20 protein-coding genes are annotated in these 25622 nt (G+C 71.9%); 13 read left to right on the top strand and 7 right to left on the bottom strand.

Annotated features, from left to right (window positions below; translation table 11 throughout):
* Positions 1-116: 116 nt before the first annotated feature.
* The 3 genes from ACFFIC_RS01345 (at position 117) to pcaF (ending at position 3229) form a co-directional block, all read left to right on the top strand.
* A complete protein-coding gene (locus ACFFIC_RS01345) occupies positions 117-716 on the top strand; it encodes a hypothetical protein (protein WP_377048215.1) in 600 nt (199 codons plus the stop codon).
* A 69-nt stretch (positions 717-785) separates the two neighbouring features.
* A complete protein-coding gene (locus ACFFIC_RS01340; protein ID WP_377048214.1) occupies positions 786-1946 on the top strand; it encodes an MFS transporter in 1161 nt (386 codons plus the stop codon).
* Between the two features lie 74 nt (positions 1947-2020).
* Positions 2021-3229 carry a 3-oxoadipyl-CoA thiolase gene (gene pcaF, locus ACFFIC_RS01335; RefSeq protein ID WP_377048213.1) on the top strand — a complete coding sequence of 403 codons (1209 nt, stop codon included), beginning with the start codon at positions 2021-2023 and terminating at the stop codon, positions 3227-3229.
* Positions 3230-3592: 363 nt separating this feature from the next.
* Here the strand turns inward: pcaF and ACFFIC_RS01330 are convergent, their stop codons facing one another.
* Together ACFFIC_RS01330 and ACFFIC_RS01325 are read right to left on the bottom strand one after the other, a co-directional pair.
* On the bottom strand, positions 3593-4237 hold the full coding sequence (locus tag ACFFIC_RS01330; RefSeq protein ID WP_377048212.1) for a DUF6212 domain-containing protein: 645 nt from the start codon (positions 4235-4237) through the stop codon (positions 3593-3595).
* A 61-nt stretch (positions 4238-4298) separates the two neighbouring features.
* Positions 4299-5366 carry a glycosyltransferase family protein gene (locus ACFFIC_RS01325; protein ID WP_377048211.1) on the bottom strand — a complete coding sequence of 356 codons (1068 nt, stop codon included), beginning with the start codon at positions 5364-5366 and terminating at the stop codon, positions 4299-4301.
* 341 nt (positions 5367-5707) lie between these two features.
* Between ACFFIC_RS01325 and galE the strand changes: the two genes are divergently transcribed.
* The 4 genes from galE to ACFFIC_RS01305 all read left to right on the top strand — a co-directional run bounded on the left by galE (position 5708) and on the right by ACFFIC_RS01305 (position 9733).
* Positions 5708-6715: a UDP-glucose 4-epimerase GalE gene (gene galE / locus ACFFIC_RS01320; protein ID WP_377048210.1), complete on the top strand. Its 1008-nt coding sequence runs from the start codon at positions 5708-5710 to the stop codon at positions 6713-6715.
* 324 nt (positions 6716-7039) lie between these two features.
* Positions 7040-7687 (top strand): GDSL-type esterase/lipase family protein, encoded by a 648-nt coding sequence (locus ACFFIC_RS01315; RefSeq protein WP_377048209.1) that lies wholly within the window; start codon positions 7040-7042, stop codon positions 7685-7687.
* Between the two features lie 415 nt (positions 7688-8102).
* Positions 8103-9029, top strand: a complete 927-nt coding sequence (locus ACFFIC_RS01310) for an alginate O-acetyltransferase AlgX-related protein (RefSeq protein ID WP_377048207.1) — start codon at positions 8103-8105, stop codon at positions 9027-9029.
* Positions 9030-9034: 5 nt separating this feature from the next.
* Positions 9035-9733, top strand: a complete 699-nt coding sequence (locus ACFFIC_RS01305; RefSeq protein WP_377048206.1) for a hypothetical protein — start codon at positions 9035-9037, stop codon at positions 9731-9733.
* A 227-nt stretch (positions 9734-9960) separates the two neighbouring features.
* Here ACFFIC_RS01305 and ACFFIC_RS01300 read toward each other — a convergent pair whose 3' ends face one another.
* The 5 genes from ACFFIC_RS01300 to ACFFIC_RS01280 all read right to left on the bottom strand — a co-directional run bounded on the left by ACFFIC_RS01300 (position 9961) and on the right by ACFFIC_RS01280 (position 18886).
* Positions 9961-12567: a tetratricopeptide repeat protein gene (locus ACFFIC_RS01300; RefSeq protein ID WP_377048205.1), complete on the bottom strand. Its 2607-nt coding sequence runs from the start codon at positions 12565-12567 to the stop codon at positions 9961-9963.
* 212 nt (positions 12568-12779) lie between these two features.
* Positions 12780-13919 (bottom strand): alginate O-acetyltransferase AlgX-related protein, encoded by a 1140-nt coding sequence (locus tag ACFFIC_RS01295; RefSeq protein WP_377048204.1) that lies wholly within the window; start codon positions 13917-13919, stop codon positions 12780-12782.
* 7 nt (positions 13920-13926) lie between these two features.
* Positions 13927-15363 carry an MBOAT family O-acyltransferase gene (locus tag ACFFIC_RS01290; protein ID WP_377048203.1) on the bottom strand — a complete coding sequence of 479 codons (1437 nt, stop codon included), beginning with the start codon at positions 15361-15363 and terminating at the stop codon, positions 13927-13929.
* Between the two features lie 188 nt (positions 15364-15551).
* Positions 15552-17327 carry an adenine deaminase gene (locus ACFFIC_RS01285; protein WP_377048202.1) on the bottom strand — a complete coding sequence of 592 codons (1776 nt, stop codon included), beginning with the start codon at positions 17325-17327 and terminating at the stop codon, positions 15552-15554.
* On the bottom strand, positions 17324-18886 hold the full coding sequence (locus tag ACFFIC_RS01280) for an ABC transporter substrate-binding protein (RefSeq protein WP_377048200.1): 1563 nt from the start codon (positions 18884-18886) through the stop codon (positions 17324-17326). Before ACFFIC_RS01280 ends, ACFFIC_RS01285 begins: the two co-directional genes overlap by 4 nt.
* 229 nt (positions 18887-19115) lie before the next feature.
* Between ACFFIC_RS01280 and ACFFIC_RS01275 the strand changes: the two genes are divergently transcribed.
* The 6 genes from ACFFIC_RS01275 to ACFFIC_RS01250 all read left to right on the top strand — a co-directional run bounded on the left by ACFFIC_RS01275 (position 19116) and on the right by ACFFIC_RS01250 (position 25615).
* A complete protein-coding gene (locus ACFFIC_RS01275) occupies positions 19116-20063 on the top strand; it encodes a nucleoside hydrolase (protein ID WP_377048199.1) in 948 nt (315 codons plus the stop codon).
* A 73-nt stretch (positions 20064-20136) separates the two neighbouring features.
* Positions 20137-20868, top strand: coding sequence for a glycerophosphodiester phosphodiesterase (locus ACFFIC_RS01270; RefSeq protein ID WP_377048198.1), 732 nt, complete (start codon positions 20137-20139; stop codon positions 20866-20868).
* Between the two features lie 83 nt (positions 20869-20951).
* The gene (locus ACFFIC_RS01265) at positions 20952-21758 is read left to right on the top strand and encodes an ABC transporter ATP-binding protein (RefSeq protein ID WP_377048197.1); all 807 of its coding nucleotides are present in this window, start codon (positions 20952-20954) and stop codon (positions 21756-21758) included.
* Entirely contained in the window at positions 21755-23647 is a 1893-nt protein-coding gene (locus tag ACFFIC_RS01260; RefSeq protein ID WP_377048196.1) for a long-chain fatty acid--CoA ligase, read from the top strand. Before ACFFIC_RS01265 ends, ACFFIC_RS01260 begins: the two co-directional genes overlap by 4 nt.
* 2 nt (positions 23648-23649) lie before the next feature.
* Positions 23650-24543 carry a branched-chain amino acid ABC transporter permease gene (locus ACFFIC_RS01255; RefSeq protein WP_377048195.1) on the top strand — a complete coding sequence of 298 codons (894 nt, stop codon included), beginning with the start codon at positions 23650-23652 and terminating at the stop codon, positions 24541-24543.
* A gap of 4 nt (positions 24544-24547) precedes the next feature.
* The gene (locus ACFFIC_RS01250; RefSeq protein WP_377048194.1) at positions 24548-25615 is read left to right on the top strand and encodes a branched-chain amino acid ABC transporter permease; all 1068 of its coding nucleotides are present in this window, start codon (positions 24548-24550) and stop codon (positions 25613-25615) included.
* The last annotated feature ends 7 nt before the right edge of the window (positions 25616-25622 follow it).

Genomic DNA, 25622 nt, shown 5'->3' with positions numbered 1-25622 from the left:
TGACCCGCATTGCGCGCAGACTACAATCACGTGAGGCAATTGTGGAAGGGCGGTCACCCCGATGTGGAGGGACGGGCATCAATCTCTCCTTCACTCTTCGGCGGCACTCTGTTGCGATGGACCCCGCGGCGCCCCCCGTTCTGCTCGGCATCGGCCTCCGTAAGGCCCCCGGGCTGCTGGCGGTGCGGGTCGGACGGGTGACAGGCCTGCTGGCGGGGCAGGGCGGTGCGGGCCGGCTGCCGCCTTCCGCGCTGCGCCTTCCCGAGCCCCTGCCGTTCGGCGGCCCTGCGGATCTGCGGGCCTGGCTCGTCGCGCGGGAAGCCAGGCTGGCCGCGGCCCTCCGGGCCATCGCGGGGTGCCGGGAGGTGGCTCTGGCGATGGAGGAGGACGCCCCGCGCCACGCCGACTGGCTCCGCGCCGGGGACCGGGGCCTCGCCTGCGGCGGCCTCGCCGGGCTCGCCCGCGCGGCCCGCCGCCACTTCATCGGGCAGCGCGTCGAAGCCATCCTGGCGAGCGAGGCCCGGGCCGCCGTGCTGCCGGAACCCGGGGCATCCCGGCCCTGCTGGTCCGTCGCCGTTCCGGCCGGCGCGGTGCGGAAACTCCGCGCCGCGCTCGAGATGGAAGCGCAGCGGCTCCGCGGCACCGGCCTGGCCCTGCACCTGAACCCGCCGGGGGAGAGCACGGTCCTGGCGCGGGCCATCTTCCAGGATGCCTAGCGGCGCTCCCTTGCCGAGGCACCGCCGATCACGCTTCATGCGCCGGTGCGAAGCAGCGAACCGAATGGGGTGTCAGCGCCCGGACACGGCCGCCGCCGGGTGGTGGGCGCGCTCGGCGCCGCGCAGACCCTGGCCTGGGCCTGCTCCTACTACCTGCCAGCGATCGTGGCGGCGCCCATGGCCGATGACTTCGGCCTGCCTCCCAGCGCCATCTTCGGGGCATTCTCCGCCTCCCTCCTGCTGACCGCGCTGCTCGGCCCCTGGGTGGGGCGGGTGATCGACCACAACGGGGGGCGGGGGGTGCTGGCCTGCTCCAACCTGGCCCTCGCGGCCGGCCTCGCGGTGCTCGCCGTCTCGCCGGCCGGCTGGCCGCTGGTGCTCTTCCTCGGCTGGGGGCTGATGGGGCTCGGCATGGCGCTCGGCCTCTACGATGCGGCCTTCGCCACGCTCGCGGGCCTGTATGGAAAGGACGCGCGCGGGCCGATCTCCGGGGTGGCCATGATGGCGGGCTTCGCCAGCACCATCGGCTGGCCGCTGACCGCGTGGCTGAGCGCGGAATTCGGCTGGCGCGGCGCCTGCCTGATCTGGGCGCTGCTTCAGCTCGGCCTGGCGCTGCCGCTGCACCTCCTGCTTGTGCCCGCCTCGCCCCCGCCGGCACCGGTTTCGCCGAGCACGGAGGAACCCGAGGGCGCCGCCGGCTGGGGCCAGCTCGCCCTTCTCGCCCTGGCCCTGACCGGCTCTGGCTTCAACATCGCCGCCATGGCGGCGCACCTGCCGGGGCTGCTCGGCCGGAGCGGCGCCTCGCCGGAAGCGGCCCTGGCGGCCGCGAGCCTTGTGGGGCCGATGCAGGTGCTCGCCCGCGTTCTGGATGTTTCCCTGCTGCGCCGGCTGCACCCGCTGGCCACCGCGCGGCTGGCCACGGCCGGGCACCCCCTCGCGGCGCTGGCGCTGGCGGCGGGGCTGGGCCCGGCGGCCTTTGCGCTGGTGCACGGCGCGGGCAATGGGCTGCTCACCATCGTGCGCGGCACCCTGCCGCTCGCGCTGTTCGGGGCGCGGGGCTATGGGGCGCGGCAGGGGATCATCCTGGCCCCGATGCGCCTCATCCAGGCCCTGGCGCCGCTCGCCTTCGGCCTGGCGCTGGAGCGCATGGGGCTGGGCGCCCTCTGGATCTTCGGTGGGGTCGGGCTCATCTCGCTGGCCGCGCTGATGGCGCTTCGGCGCCCGGCCTAGCGGCGGGCCACCCCTTGGCAGGGGCGCGCGGATGGGCTTCCTGCCACCACCAACCCAAACCACGAGGGACCGCCATGCCCGAGGCCTTCATCTGCGACGCCGCCCGCACCGCGATCGGGCGCTATGCCGGCGGCCTGTCCGCCGTGCGCCCCGACGACCTCGGCGCCGTGCCGCTCAAGGCTTTGATGGCGCGCAACGAGGGCGTGGACTGGGCCGCGCTGGACGACATCGTCTATGGCTGCGCCAACCAGGCCGGCGAGGACAACCGCAACGTCGCCCGCATGGCGCTGCTTCTGGCGGGGCTGCCGGACACGATCGGCGGCAGCACGGTCAACCGGCTCTGCGGCTCGGGCATGGATGCGGTCGGCATCGCCGCCCGCGCCATCAAGGCCGGCGAGGCCTCCTTCATGATCGCGGGCGGGGTGGAGAGCATGACCCGCGCGCCCTTCGTGCAGGGCAAGAGCGCCGAGGCCTTCGGCCGCCAAGCGGAGATCTACGACACCACCATCGGCTGGCGCTTCGTGAACCCGCTGATGAAGAAGGCGCACGGCGTGGATTCGATGCCCGAGACGGCCGAGAACGTGGCGCAGGACTTCCAGGTCGGCCGCGCCGACCAGGACGCCTTCGCGCTGCGCAGCCAGCAGCGCGCCGGCGCCGCCCAGAAGGCCGGCCGCTTCGCGGAGGAGATCGTTCCCGTCACCATCCCGCGCCGCAAGGGCGACCCGGTGGTCTTCGCCGCCGACGAGCACCTGCGGCCCGACACCACCGCGGAGGCCCTGGCGAAGCTGCCGGCGCCCTTCCGCAAGGAGGGTGGCTCCGTGACCGCCGGCAATGCCTCCGGCGTGAACGACGGCGCCTGCTCCATCATCCTCGCGGACGAGGCGATGGCGCGCCGGCAGGGGCTGACGCCACGTGCCCGTGTGGTGGCCAGCGCCACCGCCGGCGTGCCGCCCCGCATCATGGGCTTCGGCCCCGCGCCGGCCACCCGCAAGGTGCTGGAGAAGGCGGGCCTGAAGCTGTCCGACATGGACGTGATCGAGCTGAACGAGGCCTTCGCCGCCCAGGCCCTGGCCGTGACGCGCGATCTCGGCCTGCCGGATGACGCGGAGCACGTGAACCCGAACGGCGGCGCGATCGCCCTCGGTCATCCCCTGGGCATGAGCGGCGCGCGCCTGGTGCAGACGGCCGTGCACGAGCTGCACCGGCGCGGCGGGCGCTATGCGCTCTGCACCATGTGCATCGGCGTGGGCCAGGGAATCGCGATGGTGATCGAGCGGGTCTGAACCGGCCCGGTTCTGCGGAAGCCCGCGGCGCCGGCGGTCACCGCGGCGCGGTGCTTCGCGGCAGGGGGGAGCCGGGTGCGCCGGGCTCCGCCGGACCGTCCCTGCCCGCGGAGGCGGATGCCGGCGGGACCGGCTCCAGGTCCCGACGCAGCATCGCCCCCATGATGCCGGGCAGCCCGGGGCGGGCAGGGACGACCGGCCATGGACGGCCTGTGCGGGAAGGGGGCGTGGCTCGGCGGCAGGCGCCGGGGTCGCTGGGGGCAGTGCCGGCACGCGCCCCCCGGGAACCGCTTCCACGGGCCCCGCCGATAGCCGGATCCCCTCGATTTCCCCCCGCGCCATCGCCACCGGCGCGCAGGCCGATCACAAGGCTTCCCCGTCCTCCGAGCCGCGCGGAAGCAGGCAGGGAGAGCACGGCCGTCCCGTCAGGGGTTCCCGCCAGCCGGTCCAGGCCGCCCCCGGCGCGGGCCGGTCCAGGGCATCCGCGCCGAAGGGGCTTTCCTCCGGCGGGCGGATCCAGGCCGCCACGGCCGCGTCCTCACCACCGGCGGCTTCCAGCGTGATCCGCATCCGGTTGATCCTGGCCAGGTGGATCTGTGCCAGCAGCACGGCCGCACGCTGCCCGGCTGGCGCGCGCAGCAGAAGGCGGGGCGCCTCGTCGCTGACCGCCACCGGGTCGAGCCGGCCGGCCAGCACCCGCGCCACCGTCCGGGCCGCCTGCGGCAGGAACAGGTCCGTGCCGGGCGCGAGCCAGGGGAGGCCGACTTCCTCTGGCGTCCAGAAGGACGGATTGACCATGGCTCCACCGGGCGGCGCGGCCCAGGCGCGCAGGGCGGGCCCCACCAGGCCTCCGCCTGCGCCGGGCCGTGTTTCGCGCGAAAGCGGTGGCAGCCCCGGCCCCTCCGGCACGATTTCCAGCAGCCCGGTCTCGGCGAGCGGGCCGGGCAGGTCCAAGGCAAGCCACCCCGGCGCCAGGGCAGGGGCGGGAACCACCCAGGCGCCCAGCACCGCCGGCCGGCGGCGGAAAGCAGGCGCAGGCGCAGCACGCCCTCGTCCGTCCCGGCACCGGTCACGTGCAAACGGATGGCGGCGAGGCCGGGCAAGGCGATGGGGAGCGGATGGCACCCGCCGCCCGCCAGCGCCTCGGCCAGCAGCGCGAGAAGGCCCGGCAGGGCTTCCCGGCGCCTGTCCCCGAGAAGATGGCCCGACCACCAGCGAGACAGTCCGGCGACCACGGCGCCGCCCACGCCCGGCACGGCACGGCCATGTGGCGGCCCGCCATTGCCGCCGCGTCCCACGAGCTGGCCAGGCGCCATGCCTCCAGCCTCGCCACGGCCGGGCAGCCGGGATCGAGGCAGGCCGTCATGGCTCCGGCCATGTCCCGGGGATTGCCCGGCATCACGAGCAAGGCGAAGAGGCCGGCGCCCTCGCCGAGCGCCTGGAGCGCCCGCGTGCCGGCGGCCACGGACACGTGGAGGAAGACGGCCTCCAGGAAGCGATTCGGCAGGTTCCCGAGCCACGACGGCAGGATCAGCAGGTCCGACCCCGCCAAGGCCGCCACTCTGCCTGGGCCCGGTGGCGGCAGGCGGAGCGGATGGTCGCCGGGCGCGGCGGCAAGGATCGTCGCCGCCAGCACGCCCGTGCCCCCGCAGGCGATCACCCCCCCCCCCGCTGCGCCGGGCGAATTCCAGGGCCAGGCCCGGCAGGCGGTCCGCCCCGCCCGCGGTGTCCAGCCCGTCCTCGAACAGGGCGACCGGCACGTCCGGGCCCACCCCGATCGCGGCGCGCAGCGCGGCCCATGCCGCTGCCCTGTTGCCGAAGTGGGACGATCCGCGCCGTTCAGGATCACGCTGACCCGTCCGGCGGGAAGGCCGAACAGGCGCTCCGCCCGCCTGGCCGTGGCCCCGGAACCGGCGGACCATTCCGCCCGCATGGCGCGCGCAGCGTCCAGGACCCCGGGCTCCAGCCCCACCGGCGGTTCCGCTTCAGCCAGCGCGGCCTGCACCATGACCAGTGCGGGAATGCGCGCCTCGGACAGGGCCTGCATGGCGCCCGCGCCGTGCCGGAGCAGCGGCGGAGACAGCGGCAGCAGCACCGCATCGGGCGCCGCGGCCGAGAAGGCTGCCCGCGCGGCCAATGCCTCCGCCCGCCTTTCCGCGTCACCCTGGCCGGGGCGGGGATAGCCTGGCCAACGCGGGGCGCCGGTTCTCGCCAGGCCGCGAAGAAACAGGCTTCAGCGGCGCCACGGCGGTTTCGAGACCCGACCGCCGGGCCGCATCGGCCGAGCGAAGGGCGTGCCGACGGGCTTCGTCCTCGCTTTGATCGGGCAGCAGAACCAGAAGGCGACGCGCCCGCATGGTTCAGGTCCCCACCCCGCCCTATCTTATGTGATTGGACCGTCTCGACCCTATGGGCGAAGGCGTCCAGCCCCCGTGCCGCGCGTTGCTGCCCGGGCACACGGATCTTCGGGGATGAGGCATGGGACGGTACTTGGTCACCGGCGGCGCGGGTTACGTGGGAAGCCATATCGCGCTGGCGCTGCTGGACCGGGGCGACGAGGTGGTGGTGCTGGATGACCTGCGCCAGGGCCACCGCGCCGCCGTGCAGCCCGGAGCGGAGCTGGTGGTGGCCGATCTCGCCGATCGTCACCGCGTGCAGGAGGTGCTCGCCGGTGGGCGCTTCGACGGGGTGCTGCACTTCGCCGCGCTTTCCCTGGTCGGGGAAAGCATGAGGGAACCGCTGCGCTACATCGCCGAGAATGTCGGGAACACCCTGTGGCTGGCCGACGCCGCCGTGCGGGCCGGTGTGAAGCGCTTCGTGCTTTCCTCCACGGCAGCCCTGTTCGGCGTGCCCACCCGTATCCCGATCGACGAGGAGGAAACGCTCGCGCCTGTTTCCGCCTATGGCGAGTCGAAGCTGATGGCCGAGCGCGGGCTGGATTGGGCGGACCGCATCCATGGGCTCCGCTCCGCTTCCCTCCGCTACTTCAACGCGGCCGGTGCGGATCCGGGCGGGCGCCTCGGGGAGGACCATGATCCCGAGACCCACCTGATTCCCAACGCGATCAACGCAGCCCTCGCCCTCGGGCCGCCGCTCACGGTCTTCGGCACGGATTACGACACCCCGGATGGCACCGCGATCCGCGACTATGTCCATGTCGCCGACCTCGCCGACGCGCATCTGCGGGTGCTGGACCGGCTGAGCGAGCGCGGCTCCTGCCGCTACAATGTCGGCAGCGGCACGGGGGCCTCGGTCCTGGAGGTGATCGCGGCCGTGGAGCGCGCGACCGGCCGGCCCGTTCCCCACGTCCTGGGCCCGCGGCGCGCTGGGGATCCGCCGGTGCTGGTGGCCTCCAACGCCATGCTGCGCAAGGAAACGGGCTGGGTGCCCCGGCTGGGGGCGCTTGACGACATCGTCGGCACCGCCGCCGCCTGGCGCATGAAGCACCCGCGCGGCTTCCGCGACCTGGTCGGCGTGGCGGCATAAGGCCGCCTCGCAGCCCCGTCTGAACGCGCACAGCTTTCCGGCGCGGCTGGCAGACGCTCGATCCCCGGGCGGGGGCCGGCCGCTGGTGCAGCCCGGCGCGCGGGTGCGGCGCCCGAGGGCCGTGTTCCCAAGCATCCCGGAAGTGCATAGCCTCGCGCAATGAGCTTCCGGCACGCTGCGCCTTCGAACCCGGCCCGGCCCCTACGCGCCCGTCGTGCCGTCGCCGCCACGCTGTGCTGCGCTATCGCCCTTGGCCCAACAGGCCCGGGCACGGCGCTGGCCCAGGCCGTGCAGGCCTGCCCGGCACTCCCCGCACGCGAAGCGATGCCGCGCGAAGCCCGCCCGGAATACATGGATGAAGCATACTGGAGGGCACGGGTCGTAGAGCTGAGTCGGATCGCGGGGCGCGACATGTCCTACGCGGACATGATCTTCTTCGGGGACTCGATCGTCCACGGCTGGCACCTGCCGGTCTGGGAACAGTATTACGGCCGGCGCGGAGGCGTGAACTTCGGGGTGGGCGGCGACTTCGTCCAGGGCCTCCTCTGGCGTCTGAGGCAGGGCGGGCAGTGGCCGGACTCGCTGCGGCCGAAGCTCGCCGTCATCATGATCGGCACCAACAACTCAACCTACGCCGCCCCGCCGGCGGACACCGCGCTCGGTATCGCCGAAATCGTGCGCCTGATCCGCCAGCGCGCTCCGGCCACCCGTATCCTCCTGGTGGGCATATTGCCGCGCGGCCTCGACGCTTCGGATCCCGGCCGGCGCCTGAACCAGCGGGTGAACGAGTTGATCATGCGATGTGCCGACAACCGGTGGGTGTTCTACACCGATGTCGGCCCGGCCCTTCTCGACCGTCAGGGGCATCTTTCCCCCCGGATCGCGGCCGACGGGGTGCATCCGACGGCCGAGGGCTACAGCCGGCTGGCGGCCGCCCTCGAACCGGTGCTCGGCGGCTTGCTGGCCCGCTAGCTGCCAGCGCCGGTGCCGGCGGGCGGCCCACCCCACCAGGCACCCTCATCACGTCTGAGTTAACCGTTGCCTGATCGCGAGATTGTGTTAATTTTCGTCGGCTCGTGCCACTCCGGAGACCGGCAGGTGTCAGCTTCGACCCGTGCGGCACGGCCAGCACGCCCCAACGCCTTCAAACACGCGGCGGCGCGGGTGCGAACGGCCAGCGGTCACTGGCCCTCCCGGTCGCCCGATGGACGATCGTGCCCCGGTCTCCACAGCCCGTGCCGCACGCCCTTGTCCCGGTCCAACGCTGCCGGGCGCTCCGGCGCCTGTTGATCATGTGACTGCGCTCGATGACGGAGACCCCTCGATGAGCTTGACCCGTGCTTCGCGGAGCGTCCTTGCCTCCCGCCGAAGCCTTCTCGGAGCCGCTGTGGGCGGATTCGCCGCGACCACGGCGGGCGCCCAGACCGTTGGCGCGGCGGTCGTCGGCAAGGACGGCTGGCTGTTCCCGCTCTGGGACAAGGTCGGGCCCCTGAACACGCCGGAGGTCCGGCAGACGACGCAGATCATGGGTCAGGCAATCGGCATCCTCCGCTCCGCCGGGATCGCGACCACGGTCGCGCTGATCCCTTCCAAGTCGCGGACCTACCGCCAGTTCCTCCCCGACGGCATGCGCGTCGCCCCGGATACGGACCGGCGCTACGCCGCCGCCATCGCGGACTACCGGGCAGCGGGTGCGATCACGCCGGATATCGACACGCCTTTCCGCACGCGGGCCAGCGGTCCTGACCCGATCTTCTTCAAGTCGGACACGCATTGGATGCCGGTCGGGGCCGAGATCGCGGCGACCGAAACCGCGAAGGCCGTTGCTCAGGCCAATGTGCTGCCGCCCAGCAACCGCCCGGGCCTGCAGCTTGGCCAGCCCGTGGCCAAGACCCAGCCGCGCGGCGACCTCGTGCGCAACCTCCCCGAAGCGCAGCGCGCCTCCTATGCGCCGGAACGCTACCAGATCAGGGAGCAGGTCGCCGGCTCCTCCGCGCTGCTCGCCGACGACGCGGCGGACGTGGCGATGGTCGGGAACAGCTACTCCCAGCCGCTCTACGGCTTTTCCTCCCTGCTCTCGAACCAGCTGAACCGGCCGGTTTCTTTATTCTGGAAACCGAACAACTTCGGTCCCTACAACATCCTGCTCAGCTATCTCACGAGCGAGGGCTTCAAGCAGCAGAAGCCGAAGATGATCGTCTGGGTTCAGCTGGAGTGGGATATCCCGGCGCTTCCGACCGGCAGCGGCTGGGGGCAGAACGCGATGCCCGCCGAAAAATTCCTGGGCGACGTCCGGCGCGCGGTGGGAGCTTGAGAGGCTTGGCCGCCGCACAGCTGCTGGCCGCAGCCCTCGGCTTGGCCGTGCTCCCGGCACAGGCCCAGAACACGACGGGTCAGGCATCCGTCTATGATCCCCAGCCGCCTGCGGACTCCGCCTATGTGCGCTTCGTCAATGGGCTGGGAGAGGACGTGGCGCTCCGCCCCGCCTTCCTTCCGGCACGGCGTCTCGGCACCCGGACGGAGGAGCGGGTCACCGCCTATGCCGTTGCCGAGCGGGTGGCGGGCCGCGACCTGGTGGTGGAAGCGGCGGGACAGGGCGGAACGGCGCGCATTGTCCTCCGGGCCGCCGCGGGCAGCTTCAACACCGTGCTGATCCACCGAACGGCGGATGGCGCCATCACCGGCACGTCCGTCACTGATCAGGCGGACTTCAACCGGGCCCGCTCACGCCTCGGCTTCTACAATCTCGCGAAGGGCTGCGAGGCCGCGGCGCTGCAACTGATGCCGGCAGGGCCCGTGGTGTTCGACCAGGTTGCCTTCGGCACCGCAAAGAGCCGCAGCGTGAATCCCGTGACCGCGGAACTGAAAGCCAGCTGCGGCGAGACCGGCGCAGCCCCCGGCTTCGCGCTCGAGGGAACCGAAGCCGGCGGCATGTACAGCATCTGGATCATGCGGCCGGACGGGCAGGCGCTCACCGCCTTCGTCACGCGGGACACCACGGCCCCCTGGCGCCGCTGACCCGCCGGGAAACGGCGCGCCCGTGTTGGCCCTGGCCAGCCCGGCGCGCCCGCCGGGCCCGGTGAACCCGCGCCGGCACGCGGCATGTTTCCGGCCCGCCGCTCGGAGGTGACCGTGCTGACGCGGGCGCTCCCCGGAAGCACGGCGGAACCGCTTCCGGAGCCGTGAGGAAGGTCCGCGTGCCAGGGCCGGACGTGCCGCCCGCTTCCCCCGGCGGCGTTCAAGCTTCAGCGGCGGAGGCTGTCGCCAGCCGGATCGACGGCGGTGAGTTGTTCGGCACGGAGCCGGGCAGCCGTTTCCAGCGCACGGCGCGCGCGAAGCTGGTCGCCCTTCGCCCGTGCGATGCGCGCTTCCACGAGGGACATCTGCAACTCCTCCGCCCGCCGTGTCCGGCCTTCGGCAAGGAGTTCTTCGGCGCGCCGGTAGGCACCCCGCGCCACGGCCGCTTCCGCCGCAACGGAACGCGCGGCCACGTTGTCCGGCTCACGTCGGAGAACCGCCTCTGCGATCTGCGACGCCTCGTCGGCACGGCCGGAGTTCGCGTGGATGCGGGCAAGCGACAGCTGAACCTGGGCGTCCTCCGGGGCGCGGCTCAGCGCTGGTGACAGGCGGGCGAGGGCCGCCTGCCGGTCCCCGGTCTCGGCCAGCCGGTCGGCAGCGGCAACGGCGGAGTTGTTGCGCACGGTGCTGGCGAGTCGCCGCGCCTCCGCGCCCAGGCGCGGGTCACCCTCCGCCCTTGCCGCGAGCGCTTCCGCATCGTTGACGCGCCCGGCCTCCAGAAGCGCGCTGGCGAGCAGCACGCGGGCGGCGGGCGGGGCCGTCAGCATGCTGGCCTCGGCAGCACGCGCGGCGGCATCGACGTTGCCGGGTTGCCGGAGCCGCCCGAAAGCCCGGATCACCGCCGCCTGCGTCTGCCCGCTCGGGTCGGGCTCGGCCGCAAGGGCGAGCATTCCCCGCGCCGCCTCCGAGCGCGCATCGCCGCGCGCCGCGCGCTCCAGGCCGCGCAGCTGCAGCAGCACCTCGTTCTGCCTGAGAATGCGCCGTGCCTCTTCCGGGCGGTCGGGCGGAGCGATGGACCCCAGCCAGCGCAGGCTGTCGGCCATGCGGCCGTCGGCGTTGGCGAGCAGGCCCGCGGCGAAGAGCGAATCGGCCGTGTTGCGCGCAGCGAGCGATGCCTCGATCCGGCGCCCCTCCTCCTGCTGCCCACGGTTCTTGAGCAGCCGCGCCAGGTCGAAGGATGCCCAGACGTTGCCGGGGTCCGCCGCCACGGCGCCGCGAAGAAGGGCGATCCTCGCATCAGCATCGCCGGTCTGCGCCTCGTCGCGAAGCGCCGCGGACCGCATCCGCAGGGAGTCGGCCGAAGGACGGAAGCCGGTGTCCAGAGCGAAGCGGTCGGCTTCGGCGAAGCGGCGCTGTCGCTGGAGCGCCTCGAAGAGCCCGCCTTGCGCCTCGCGGAAGCGGGGATCGACGGCAAGGGCGGCGCGAAACCGTGCCTCGGCGGCCGGAAAGTCGCGCCCACGCAGGGCGAGGATGCCAAGAACGGTTTCGCCCTGCACCTTCTCGGCCCCCGCGCCGCCGGCGGCCTGCCTCGCATAGCCAGCGGCATGGTCGAGTTTGCCGCGGTTCAGCGCCTGCCAGGCCAGAACCGAACGCGGCACGGGCGCCGCCGGGCCGCGTCCGCCCGCGCCCGCGCGCGCCGGCGCGACGTGACCAGACAGGTCGCCGAGCCGTTCCTCGAACTCCTGCTTCCGGTCGGGGGAAAGCTCGATCGCGCGCGCCAGCAGCGTCCTGGCTTCCGGCAGCCGGTTCTGGATCTTGCGGATCACCGCGAGGCCCGAAACGGCCTCCGCATCGGCGGGATCGCCGGCGAGCGCCGAGTTGAACCCGTTCTCGGCAGCCGTGATCTGGCGCTCGGAAAGGGACTGCCACGCCGTGATGCGGTCGATCACCCAACTCGGAACAACCGCTGCGCGCGCCTCGGCGAGCTTGGCGTCGATTTCCGGATCGGTCCGGTTGGACGCGAGATAGCTCTCGATCCCGGCAACGGTGTCGCTGTCCGTACCCTGCCAGAGCAGCGCCTGCCGCCAGGCCGCCCGCGCGGCGGCCCCGATGCCCGGCGCATCGGCCAGCTGCTTCAGCCGCTGAATGCCGTCGCTCCGGTACAGCTCGTTGTAGGTCAGCATCTGCGCGTGGGCGAACTGCAGCGGCCGGTTCTCGGGCGCGTTCGCAAGGAGCCGCTCCAGCCCCTGGCGAGCCGCCTCGAAGCCTTCCTCCGAGGTGCCGGCCAGCGTCTGGTAATACTCCGCGGCGAAGATCGTCGGCACTTCGCCGTTGGGGAACAGTTCGTTGTAGCGTTGCATGGCCGCCGGGCGCTGGCCTGCCTGGGCCAGGCGCCGCGCCTCACGGAGCACGTTCTGATCCACCGTGACCGCGCGCAGCGCGAGGCTCGCCCTCAGAGCCGCCGGGCTGTTCGGAGCGATCTGGATGACGCGGCCGACATAGGCCTCTGCGATTGCCCGGTCGCCGTTCTGCGCGGCCACCTCGGTCGCCGCCGCGAGAACGTCGGGATTGCCGGGCTCGACCTGCAGAAGCCGGTCGAGCGCCTGCTGCGCCAGTTCGGGCCGGCCCTGTGCCGTCCAGTAGTTCGCCTGGTCCATCAGGATGGCCACGCCCCGGTTCGGTCTCGGGCCCGATCCGGTCTCGGCGTGATGCAAGGGCTGGCCGGGAAGGGGCTGCCCTTGGGCCTGCGCCGGCATGCCGCTCAGTGCGGCGACCAGCACGATCGCCGCTGCGGGGATGGCCGGCGCAGCGCGCGGAAAGGGGCCTGGCCTCACCGGGTTTTCCGCCGCCAGATCGCTCTTCCCCTTCAGCCCGGCCTGTAACCTGTGAGCCCACATTCCCGAACCCCCTGAGCGGCGAACAATCCCACCCGCTTGTTGCAGCACAGTTAAAGGCCGGACCGGCCGGACCTCGGCGGCGGCCGGCTGGACAGGCATCGGGCGTGCCTCGGCTGAAGCCAGGACGGCGCCCCGGAGGTGATCCGTTGTCACCGGCGCGCCTCCCACTGGCGGAGGAATTCCTGCTCCGCCGGGGTCAGCGGCTGGGCCACCACCCGTTCCGGAATTTCCCAGATGACGAGCTTCGGCGGGGCCTGCCGGAAGGTTTCCCCGCTGAAATAGGTCGCGGCGCTGCCGGCGAAGCCGCCGCCGGCGGTTGCCGCATTCACCACCGCGCTGCGCATCGCCGCTTGCAGCGCGCCATGGAAGTTCGCGTTGACGGAATAGGATGACCCGACCAGTGCCACCTCGGGCGACGGCGCCTCGTCCAGCAGCCCGCCGCCGTCCGAGGCGTCCTCCGCCTTTTCCGTGCGCTCGGCGTGCTGCCGGTCGGGACGGGGGCGCAGCGCATCCGGCACGCGGTCGAGGCTGGTGATCCGCAGCAGGTCGCCGGGCCCGTCCGTCTCCTGCGGGGCCGCGGCGGTCCGCCAATCCTCCCCGCGGGCGAGGGGAATCGCTTCGGTCGCCGCGGCGATGGCCTCGGCCGCGGCCCGGGCGCCCTCCTGGTTCCAATGCGTGTCGGTGCGCCAGTAGGCCCCGCCACGGGCCTCCACCGCCAGGAGGGCTGGCAGAAGGACCACGGGTTCCACCCCTTGCCCGCGCAGCGCGGCCACGAAGGCGTCGTGGCGGGCTTCCGCCTGGGCCGAGCGTGGCGCGCCGCAGAGCTTCGCCGCCTCCACCCGCGCCTTGTCAGGCACGATCGCGACCGCGAGGGCGATGTTGCGCGCGCCGAGTGCGTCGCGCAGGCGGCGCACGCCTTCCGCCCTCGCGCCCATCGCCAGATCGGCCTCGGGCCAGGGTCGAAGCTCCTCGGCGAGGAACAGCGTTTCCGCGCAGCCCACGCGAACGGCAGGTCCGCCCGAATGGAAAAGATTGTACCGGAACACTCCGCCGGCGGCGCGCAGCAAGGGGTCCGCCGGAAGCTCGTGCGCCATGACGTGGTTCACCGCCCCCGTCATCCTGCCGGACAGGAAGGCCTCGAGGTTCAGGGCCGGGCGCAGGCGTTGCTGGCCTTGCGGGCTGGCGATGGCCGCCACGCCCTGCCAGGCGCCGAGCGCCAGCAGCGCCGCCGCGGCGGCGCCCTGCAGCACGGCGGCCCGGTGTGCGTTCTTCCAGGGCGCGTCGCTCATGCCGTCCTCAGAACTGGAAGTAGAGAAAGGGGACGGCCGCGCGGCTGTAGAGCAGCACCACGCCGAGCAGGAAGCCGCAAAGGGGCGCCACCATCCAGGCGGCGCGCCAGGTCCCGCCCACCAAGCCGCCTCCCATCGCCTCGGGCGGCCGCAGGAAGGGCAGGCGGGAGCCGAGCAGGGGCAGGTAGACGATCACAACGGCGATCAGCATGGTCCACCACTGGTCGGGCGTGACCTGCCATGCCAGCGCGTCGCTCAGGGCCACGCCGTTCAGCCCGAGCATGCCGCCATACATCGTGCCGGCATTGCCGATGTCGTGGGCACGGAACACCACCCAGCCGACAATGGCGGCCAGCATGGTCAGCGCATTGCCCAGCGCGAAGCCCATGGGCCGCGCGCCCGCGCCCTGCCAGAGCCGGTGCGCCGCGAGCAGCCCGCCATGCCAGGCACCCCAGGCGATGAAGGTCCAGTTGGCTCCGTGCCAGAGGCCGCCGATCGCCATGGTCAGGAACAGGTTCAGATAGGTGCGGAAGGCGCCGCGCCGGTTCCCGCCGAGCGAGATGTAGAGGTAGTCACGCAGGAAGCGCGACAGCGTCATGTGCCAGCGCTGCCAGAAGGCCTGGATGGAGCCGGCGAGATAGGGATGGTTGAAGTTCTCGGGGAAGTGGAACCCGATCATCAGCGCGAGCCCGATCGCCATGGCGGAATAGCCGGCGAAGTCGAAGTAAAGCTGGAGCGTGTAGGCAATGGCGCCGGTCCAGGAATCCGCCAGCGTGGGCGCGGGCAGGGCAAAGGCGGCGTCGGCCACTAGCGCCACGGTGTCCGCCAGGCACACCTTCATCGCGAAGCCGATCATGAAGCGCCGCGCCCCCAGCCCGAACTGCGCCAGGCTGTGGGGGCGGGAGACCAGCTCGTCCTTGATCTCGGCGTAGCGGACGATGGGGCCGGCGATGAGCTGGCTGAAGATGGCCTTGTAGGTGGCGTAGTCCACCAGCCTCCTGGTCACCGGAACCGTGCCGCGCCAGATATCCGTCAGGTAGGAGACGGACTGCAGCACGTAAAAGGACAGGCCGATCGGCAGGACGATCTCGACCCAGGCAACGGGCGCAAGGCCCATGGAAGCCCGGATGTCGTTGAAGGCGCCCACCCCGAAATTCGCGTACTTGAAGTAGGCGAGCACGCCGAGGTTCCCGGCGAGGCCCAGCACCAGCAGCCATGTGCCGAGGCGTGTCCTCGGACCGGCTTGGTCCATGAACTTCACCGTGTAGAAGGTGAACACCGTGCAGAAGACCAGCAGCGCCAGGAAATCCACCCGCCACCAGGCGTAGAAGGCCCAGGACAGGACAAGGATCGGCCAGTTCCGGTACTGGAACGGGGTCACGAAGTAAGCGGCGAAGAAGACGGGCAGAAAGAGGCAGAGGAACTCGAAGGACGCGAAAATCATCGGGCGGCACGGCCTCCTGCGGGCCCGCCGGGACGTTGCGAAAGCGCCATCGTGATCCCCCTCGGCCAGCCCATCCCGCCGGAAGGGCATCCGGACCCTCCGACCGGATGGCCGCACCGGATTAGGTCACGCCATCGTGTTCACGCAATGGTGATGTTCGACGTTCGTTGCGCGGACGGCGAGAAATCTCAGGGTGTTGCCGCTGCGACAGGGTCCGCCGGGTCGCGAAGCAGGCCCGTTCCGCCATCCGAAAGGCCGAGGTCGGTCGGATGGGGACCGGGGTTGCAGGCGAGCGAAATGCCGGTGACCCCCCGGAACACCCGGTAGGGCGGGCTCCAGTCCATGACGCGGTCCGCCGCGGCGCGGAGGCGCGCGAAGGCGGCGGCGGTCTCGGCAGGCGGTGTTTCCGCCAGCAGCCCGGCGAGCGGCAGGGGAAGCACCGAAGCCGCGACGCCGCCCTCCGCCACGGCCATGCCGCCGCCGCAACTGATCAGCGCGTTCGCCGCGGCGGCCATGTCGTGCCCGTCGCGGCCGATCACCAGAAGGTTGTGGTTGTCGTGGCTGATGGTGGTCGCGATCGCGCCGCGCGGCTCGCCCCAGCCATTGGCGAGGCAGACCACGGGCAACGGGCACCGCCGTCCGTGCCGGTGCAGGACGGCGATCAGCGCGTGCCCCTCCGGCACCGCGGCGACACCCCCTGACACATCCACCTCGGCCTCCGCCCAGTGGACCACCCGCGCCCCGCCCACCACCGGCAGGCGCACCCGGCCGTCGCTCACCCCGCGCGGCCGCAGCGCGAAGGCCTCGGGCGCCTGCGGCGGAACCCGGACGGTGTTGCGCAGGCCCTCCGTGCCGGCGGGGCGCGGCGGCGGCGTGAGCATCGCCCCGTCGCGCGCCACCAGCCGGCCACCGGCATAGACCCGCTCCACCACCATGCCCGGCAGGTCCGACAGCACGGCGATCTCGGCGAGCCGTCCGGGGCCGAGCAGGCCGATATCGTCGCGCTTCAGCCGCAGGGCCGCGTTGAGGGTGGCCATCCGGATGGCATGAACCGGGGGCAGCCCGTGGCCCACCAGCCGTGCCAGGGTGTCGCGCAGCCCGCCCGTCGCCATCAGCTCGTCGGGGAAGATGTCGTCGGTGCAGGCGACCAGCGTGGGCGGCAGGCCCGGCAGCGCGTTGATGGCGGCCACCATCCCGGGCAGCACGGCGTCATGGCTACCCCGCAGTTCCACCGTCAGCCCGGCACGGAGCTTCTGGAGAAAGTCTTCGGGCCCCATGATCTCGTGGTCCGAGGTGACACCCGCGGCGGCATAGGCCTGGAGCGCGGCGCCGGTCAGGTCGCGCGCGTGGCCGTTGACGTTCTTCCCCGAGGCCATGCCGGCGGCGACGATCCCCTCCATGCGCGGGCTGCCCGAGAGCACGCCGGCCATGTCCATCACCTCGGCCACGCCGGACACCTCCGGCCAGGACAGCATTTCCGCCATCTCCGCCGGCCCGATCTCCGCCCCTGCCAGCTCCAGCCCGGGCGCGGAGGGCACGCAGGAGGGCGCGGCCACCAGCACCCGCAGGTCCAGCCCGCGGGACTGTTCCACCGCCCAGCGCACGCCCGGCACGCCCAGCACGTTCGCCAGCTCGTGCGGGTCCCAGACCGCCGTGGTGGTGCCATGGGACACCACCACGGACGCGTAGTCGGCGGGTGCCATGAAGGAGGATTCAAAGTGCAGATGGCTGTCCACGAAGCCCGGCGTCACGAAGCGGCCGGACAGGTCGTGCGTCTCCACCGCATCGGTTCGCGCGCCCGGGGGGTGGACCGACGCGATGAGCCCGCCGGTGATGCCGATATCGGCCGGGCGAAGCTCTCCCAGCGCCGTGTCCACGACAGTGCCGCCGGTCAGCAGGAGGTCGAAGGGCGCGTCGCCCCGGGCGGCGGCGACGGCGGCGCGGCGGACCTGGGCGGTGATCACGGCGCGTGGCCCGCGGACTGGGCCAGCGTCATCTCGTCGCTCCGTGCCTCGTAAAGAAGGCCACGCCGCATCGCCCATGTATTGACCTGAAAATACAGTGGGATAATGGCCATTTCCTCGTGTATCGCTCGATGTGTCGCCTCCCGCGTCAGCCGGGCCCGGTCCCCGTCATCCATGGTCTGCCGTGCCTTTTGGATCAGCGCGTCGATCGCGGAGTTGCTGAACCGGCCGCGGTTGGCGGTTCCTAGGCCCAGCGAGGTGTTCCAGCTATGCACCTGCGTTTCCAGCATTCCCAGAACCTCCGGGTTCGGCGAGAACCCCGCGAGGTTCACGCTGTACTTCAGCTGCGCCGCCTCGCTCAGCCACGTCCCGCGGGGCTTCGTCTCCACCGTCGCGGTGATGCCGAGGCGGGTCCACATCTGCGCGAGCGCCTGCACCACCTGCTCGTCGTTCACGAAGCGGTCATTGGGGCCGTTCACCTGTAGGGCGAAACCCTGGGCCAGCCCGGCTTCGGCCAGCAGGCGCCGGGCGGCCTCGAGGTCCAGCCGTTCGGCGCCCAGCTCCGGCGAGGTGCCGAAGTAGCCGGGCGGGCCGAGGTCGCCCGCCGGGAGGGCCTGGCCCCGCAGCACGCGCTCCGCCAGCGCCTGCCGGTTGATCGCGAGCGACAGCGCCCGGCGGACCCGGGCGTCGCGCAAGGGATTGGGGATCGGCGACCCGTCCCGGCCACGGACAAAAGGGCTCTGCTCCCGATCGCTGTCCAGCGTCAGGAAGATCAGCCGGTTGGAAGGGCTCTCGCTGGTCGCGAAGCGGGCATCGGCCTTGAAGCGCTCGAACTGCTCGGGCGGGACGATCTCGATCAGGTCCACGTCCCCCGCCGCCAGCGCCGCCACGCGGGAGGCGGCGGCCGCGATCGGGCGGAACTCCACCCTGGCAAAGGCGGGGGCGACACCGTGGAAGCCGGGGTTGCGCTCCGCGACATAGGGGCTGCCGGGCTGCCAGGAGACGTGGCGGAAGGGCCCGGTGCCGATCATCGCGCGCCCCGCATTGTAGTCGGCCGTGGTCGCGCCCTCGCCGTGCTTGCGGGAGACCACCATCACGAGCGCGAGGTTGTTCGCCAGCAGCGGGGTTGGGACCCGCGTTCGGATCCGCACCACTCCTTGCCCGGCATCCTCCACCGCCGTGACCACGCGCGTGGCGTAGCCGAAGGAGGAGGGCGAGTTCGGCACGCTGCCGGCCCGCTGTATGGAGAAGGCCACGTCCTCCGCCAGCACGGGCGCCCCGTCGTGAAAGCGCGCGCGGGGGTCGATGGTGAATTCCCAGGTCAGGTCGTCCACCACGCGCCAGGCACTGGCGATCGATGGCCGCAGCACCTGCCGCGCGTCCTGCTGCACCAGCGGCTCGAACACATGGCGGGCGAAGGCGATGTTGGTGATCAGGCTGGCGTAGTGGGGGTCCAGGCTGGTGGGCCCGGATTCGACACCGATGCGCAGCGTATCCTGCGCCCGGGCCACGCCCGGCAGGACCAGGGCGGCGGCGAGAAGGGCGACGCGCAGGCGCATGGGGCCTCCATCCGTGACGTTTGTTTCATGCCCGGGGCAACGGGTGGCCGGGCCGCGGGCAAGCTGGCATGGTCGCGCCACCCCCCGCAAACGGAGCAGAAGCGCCGCCCATGCCGATGGCCCAGGAGCTGGGACCGCTCGCCGGTTCCGTCACGGCGCGGCGGCGTGACCGCCGCCGGCGCTCCCCGGGGGGCGAGCGGGCGCCAGTCACCGCCCGGGTCCCCTGGGCATGAACGCGTCGGCACCGGCGCAGCGGCGCGCCGCCATCATCGACTGCGATCCCGGCACCGACGACGCGCTGGCGCTCTGGCTGGCCCTCGCCTCGCCGGAGATCGATCTGCGTCTCGTCACCGTCGTCGGCGGCAATGCCGGGCTCGGGCGGACGTTGCGCAACGCCTCCGCCGTGGTCGGGCTGGCGGGTGCCGTGGTGCCGGTGGTGCCCGGCGCCGACCGCCCGCTGCGCGGCCGCTTCGCCGGGGAGCGCGCGGTGCACGGCGACGACGGCCTGGGCGGCGTGATGTTGCCGGACGGGCCGCCGCCGGTGCGGGCGCTGGCGGCGGACGCGATCCGCGCGATGCTCCGCGCCTCCGCCCCGGCCGCCACCACGCTGGTCGGAATCGGGCCCGTGACCAACCTGGCCCTGGCCCTGGCCACCGAGCCGGACCTCGCAGGGCGGGTGCGGGAGATCGTGCTGATGGGCGGCGCCTGGGGGGAGGGGAACTGGACGCCCTCGGCGGAGTTCAACGCGGCCAGCGACCCGGAGGCGCTGGACATCCTGCTCAACCTCGGCGTGCCCGCGACGCTGGTCACGCTGGAGCTCACGATGCAGGCGCTGGTGACGCCCGCGAGGGTGGCGGCGATGCGGCGGCTCGGCGGCGGCGCCTGCCTGCGCGCGGCCTGCGACATCCTCTCGGCCGTTCCTCCGTCCCGGCGGCTGGGCGGGGAGGGGCACCCGCTGCACGATCCCTGCGCCATCGCCTGGCTGGTGGCGCCCGACCTGTTCCACGCGGAGAAGGCGGCCGTGCAGGTCGATTGCGCCCCGGGCCCCGCGCGGGGCCGGACCCATCTGGACCGCTGGGGCCGCACGGGAGAGCCCGCACGCGTGACCCTGCCCTGGACGCTGGACGCGGACGGCTTCTTCGCCTTGCTCGGCGAACGCCTGGCCCGCCTGCCCTGATCGCGCCGGCGGGCGTGCCTGGAAGCGCCCCGGTGCCCGTGCTAGCGCCACGCCCGCCCTGAGGAGGATCACAATGACCGAGATCATCGCCCATCGCGGCGGCGCCATCCTCTGGCCGGAGAACAGCCTGGCCGCCTTCCGCAACGCCATCGCGGCGGGGGCGGATGCGGTGGAATGCGATGTCCACCATTCCGCCGACGGCGAGGTCATGGTGATGCACGACCCCACGCTGGAGCGCACCACCAACGGCCGGGGCGCGCTGGGCGAGCGCACGGCCGCGGAGCTGGCGAAGCTCCGCCTGATCGGTGCGGGGGGGGAGGCGGTGCCGCGCCTGGAAGACCTGCTCTCCCTCGTGGCGACGGGGCGCGGCGGCATCCAGATCGAGGTGAAGGCGGACTGGCGCGGCCGGCTGGACACCCCGCTTCTCGGGCACGTGCTGGCGGCGCTGGACCGGCACGGGCTGCGCCCGCGCACGGAGGTCATCGTCTTCGAGGCGGAGGTCGCCGCAGCCGCGGTGGCGGCCGGGGGCCTGCGCAGCGTCGCCTGGCTCTTCAGCCCCGCCATGATCCGCCACATCGGCCTGGACGGCATCCTCGCGGTGCTCCGCCGCACCGGCGCCGGCATGGTGGAGACGCATGAGAGCGCGATGGACGCCGAACTCCTCAGCGCCTTCCGCGGGGCGGGGCTGCGGGTCGGCGCCTGGGGCGCGAACCACGCTCCCGCCCTCCGGCGCATGCTCGACCTTGGCCTGGACGCCGTGGCGACAGACGACCCGGTGCTCGCGATCTCGTTGCGGGATCGCTAGGAGGCAGCCCCCACTACCCCCTTGCCGCCGCCGCGCCCGCCCCTCATGCTTGCCTTAACGATAAGTCATGAGGGAGCGTACGGGTGGGCGATGGCGTGCCGATCCTGCAGGCGGAATCCGTGTCCCTGCGCTTTGGCGGCATCAGGGCGCTGACCGACGTTTCGTTTTCGGTGAAACGCGGCGAGATCTTCTCCATCATCGGCCCGAACGGCGCGGGCAAGACCTCCATGGTGAACTGCGTCTCCGGCCGCTACCGCCCGACCGAGGGGCGGATCCTGTTCGACGGCGCGGACGTGACGCGGCTCCGCCCCAACAAGCGCGCGGCGCTCGGCCTGGGCCGCACCTTCCAGAACCTGGCGCTGTTCGGGCACATGAGCGTGCTCGACAACATAATGGTCGGCCGCCACCACCTTCTGAAGTCCGGCTTCCTCTCGGGCATGGCCTACTGGTTCGGCGGCGCCCAGCGCGAGGAGCTGGCGCACCGGCGCGAGGTGGAGGAGATCATCGACTTCCTCCAGATCCAGCATATCCGCAAGGCGCAGGCCGGCACCCTTTCCTATGGCTTGAGGAAGCGCGTGGAACTCGCGCGCGCCGTCGCGCTGCGCCCCAAGCTGATCCTGCTCGACGAGCCCATGGCCGGCATGAACCTCGAGGAAAAGGAGGACATGGCCCGCACCATCCTCGACCTCAACGAGGAATGGGGCATGACCATCCTGATGATCGAGCACGACATGGGCGTGGTCATGGACATCTCGAACCGCGTCATGGTGCTCGACTTCGGCCGCAAGCTGACCGAGGGCGCGCCCGCCGAGGTGATGGCCCATCCGGAGGTGCGCCGCGCCTATCTCGGCGAGGCCGAGGCGGCGCCGGCGGAGGCGATCCCGGCGTGAGCGGGGCGGAGGATTGCTTCCCGCGCCTTCTGCGGCGCAACGCCCGCGCGCACGGGCACGAGGTCGCCCTGCGCGAGAAGGACCTGGGCATCTGGCGCTCCTTCACCTGGGGCGAGTACGAGGCGCGGACGCGCGCGATTGCCCTCGGGTTGCACGAGCTCGGCGTCGGGGCGGCGGACGTGGTCGCCCTGATCGGCGACAACCGCCCGGACTGGGTGATGGGCGAGGTCGCCGCCCACGCGCTCGGCGCCCGCTCGCTCGGCCTCTACCGCGACGGGCTGGAGGAGGAGGTCGCCTATCTCCTCTCCTTCGCCGGCGCCACCGTCGCCATCGCCGAGGACGAGGAGCAGGTGGACAAGCTGCTCAACGTCGCCGACGAGGTGCCGACGCTGCGCCACGTCGTCTATTCCGACCCCCGCGGCATGCGGAAGTACTCGGACCCGCGCCTGCTTTCCATGGCCGATCTCGTCGCGCGCGGGGAGGCCGCCCATGCCGCCGATCCTGGGGCCTGGGACCGGATGGTGGATGCGGTGGACGCCGACCGCGTGGCCGTGCTCTGCACGACCTCCGGCACCACCGCCCGGCCCAAGCTCGCCATGCTGAGCGGCCGCGCACTGGTGCGCCATGCCGAAACCTACCTGACCGCCGATCCCAAGGGCCCCGCGGACGAGTACGTCTCCGTCCTGCCACTGCCCTGGATCATGGAGCAGATGTACGTCTTCGGCTTCGGCCTCGTCGCGCGCATGCGCGTCTCCTTCGTGGAGGAGCCCGAAACGATGATGGCGGACTTCCGCGAGATCGGCCCCAGCTTCGTGCTTTTCGCCCCCCGCGTGTGGGAAACGCTGGCCGCGGACGTGCGGGCGCGGGTGATGGACGCCTCGCCGCTGAAGCGCCGGGCCTTCGACTGGGGCATGAAGCTCGGCCTGGCCGCACAGGCGAAGGGCCGGCGCTCCAGGCTCGCGGACCTGCTGCTGTTCCGCGCCCTGCGCGACCGCATGGGCTTCACCCGCCTGACCTCGGCGGCCACCGGCGGCGCGGCGCTGGGCCCCGACACATTCCGCTTCTTCCAGGCCATGGGCGTGCCGCTGCGCCAGCTCTACGGCCAGACGGAAAGCCTCGGCGCCTACACCATCCACCGCCCGGGCGAGGTGGATTTCGACACGGTCGGCACGGCCTTCGAGGGCGTCGAGCTTCGCGTGCACGAGCCGGACGCGAACGGCGTCGGCGAGATCCTGACGCGCCACGGGAACATGTTCCAGGGCTACCACGGGGTGGAGGGCATCCCGGACATGCGGGACGGCTGGCTGCACACGGGCGATGCCGGCTACTTCGACAAGGCCGGCCACCTCGTGGTGATCGACCGCATCAAGGACATCGCGACCACCGCGCAGGGCGACCGCTTCTCCCCCCAGTTCATCGAGAACAAGCTGAAGTTCAGCCCCTATGTCGCCGAGGCCGTGGTGCTGGGCGACGGGCGGCCGCACCTGGCCGCCCTTCTCTGCATCCGCTTCCCCATCGTCTCCAAATGGGCGGAGCGCAACCGCATCTCCTTCACCACCTACACCGACCTGTCGTCCCGCCCCCAGGTGCTGAAGCTGCTGCGGGCCGAGGTGGAGAAGGTGAACGCCACCCTCCCGCCCGCGCAGCGCATCCGCGACTTCGTCCTCCTCTACAAGGAACTGGACGCCGACGACGACGAGCTGACCCGCACGCGCAAGGTCCGCCGCGGCGTGATCAATCAGAAATACGGCACCATCATCGACGCCATCTACGCCGGAGAGGAGAGCATCCCGGTGGACACGACCATCACCTTCCAGGACGGCACCAAGCAGCGCATCCGCACCGTGCTGGCCGTCGCCTCCAGCCAGCGCGCGCGGGAGACGGCCTGACCATGGACGGGACGCTCCTCTTCCAGCTTGCCCTCAACGGGCTGATCGTAGGCGCGCTCTACGGCGTGGTCGCGATGTCCTTCGTGCTGATCTACAAGGCCAGCCAGGTTGTGAACTTCGCGCAGGGCGAGTTCCTGCTCGTCGGCGCCTGGATGTGCTGGTGGTTCCTGACGGAGTGGCAACTGCCCTTCGTCATCGGCTTCCTCTTCACCCTGGTCTTCATGACCCTGTTCGGGATCATCCTCCAGGTGGTGGTGCTGCGCCCGCTGATCGGAGAGCCCGTGATCAGCGTGATCATGGCCACCATCGGCATGGGTATCTTCTTCCAGGCGCTGATGAAGTGGATCTTCGGCGTCTTCGCCAAGCCATTCCCGCCCGTCTTCACCGCGGAGCGCGTGTCGGTGCTCGGGCTGGAGGTGCAGACAGCCTATCTGCTCTCGCTGGGCATCTCGCTGGCCATCATGGCGGGGTTCGGCTGGTTCTTCCGCTATTCCCGCCACGGGCTGGCCATGCGCGCCACCGCCTTCGACCAGCAGGTGGCGCAGTCCCTCGGCATCTCCGTCCCCCGGGTCTTCGCCATGTCCTGGGCGATCTCGGCGGTGGTATCGGCGGTCGCCGGTGTCACCGTCGGCATGGTGAACGGCGTCTCCTCCGCGCTGTCCTTCTACGGGATCAAGGTGTTTCCCGCGGTGATCCTCGGGGGGCTCGATTCCATCCTCGGCGCGGTGCTCGGCGGGCTCATCGTCGGCGTGCTGGAAAACCTCGCGCAATACGTGGACAGCCAGTGGCTCAACTGGGGCAACATGTACCAGGTGGCGCCCTTCTACGCGCTGCTGCTCATCCTGCTGATCAAGCCCTACGGCCTGTTCGGCACCAAGAACATCGAGCGGATCTGACGGCATGACGGTCATGACGCCGGCCGGCGACTTCCGCACCAGCTACCGCGCGGACACCACGATCTTCCCCACGCTCGGCAGCCGCGCGGCTCTGTGGGCAGGCCTCGCGGTGCTCTGCTTCGCGCCACTGGTGCTGGATCGCTACTTCCTCAGCCTGCTGATCAACGTGGGCACGCTCGGCATCGCGGCGCTCGGCCTGAACATCCTCGTCGGCTTCACCGGGCAGATCAGCATCGGCCACGCCGCCTTCTTCGGCTTCGGCGCCTTCTCCTCCGCCTGGCTGCACGACACCTTCGGCCTCCCCGTGCTGCTCTGCATCCCCATCGCGGGCGTGATGACGGCGCTGATTGGCCTCGTTTTCGGCGCCCCGGCCGCCCGGCTGAAGGGCCTCTACCTCGCCATCGCGACGTTGGCCGCCCAGTTCATCCTGGAGGATTTCTTCGCCCGCGCCCGCTGGTTCACCGGCGGCGTCGCGGGGCGGCTGACGGAAAGCCCGGCCATCGGCGGCTTCGCGCTCGATCGGGAGGAGACCTACTTCTACCTGGTCCTCGCCTTCGTCATCGTGATGTTCGTCGCCGCCGCCAACCTGATGCGCACGCGGGACGGGCGGGCGCTTGTCGCCGTGCGGGACCACTACCTTTCCGCGGAGATCATGGGCATCAACCTCGCCTATTACCGCACCCTCTCCTTCGGCATCGCCAGCTTCTACGCGGGCATCGGCGGCGCGCTCTACGCGCACCACCTGCAATTCGTCAGCGTCGAGGCCTTCAACATCCTCTTCTCCATCCAGTTCCTGGGCATGGTGATCATCGGGGGACTGGGCTCCATCATGGGCAGCCTGATGGGCGCCGCCTTCATGGTGGCCCTGCCGGAGGTGGTGCAGTCCGCCGCCGACGCCGTCGCGGGCGGTGCGATCGACCGGGCGCTGAAGATCGGCGGCAACATCTCCTTCCTGCGCGAGATGGCGATCGGCGCCGCCATCATCCTCTTCCTCATCTTCGAGCCGGACGGGCTGGCGCGGCGATGGAAGCTGATCAAGGCCTACTGGAAGCTCTACCCTTACTCCCACTGACAACGAG

Origin of the sequence: Muricoccus vinaceus, from assembly GCF_042433125.1 — a bacterium.
Taxonomy (GTDB): Bacteria; Pseudomonadota; Alphaproteobacteria; order Acetobacterales; family Acetobacteraceae; genus Roseomonas; species Roseomonas vinacea.
Note: the sequence above shows the minus strand (reverse complement) of the source record. Positions and strands in the feature narration are given on the sequence as shown.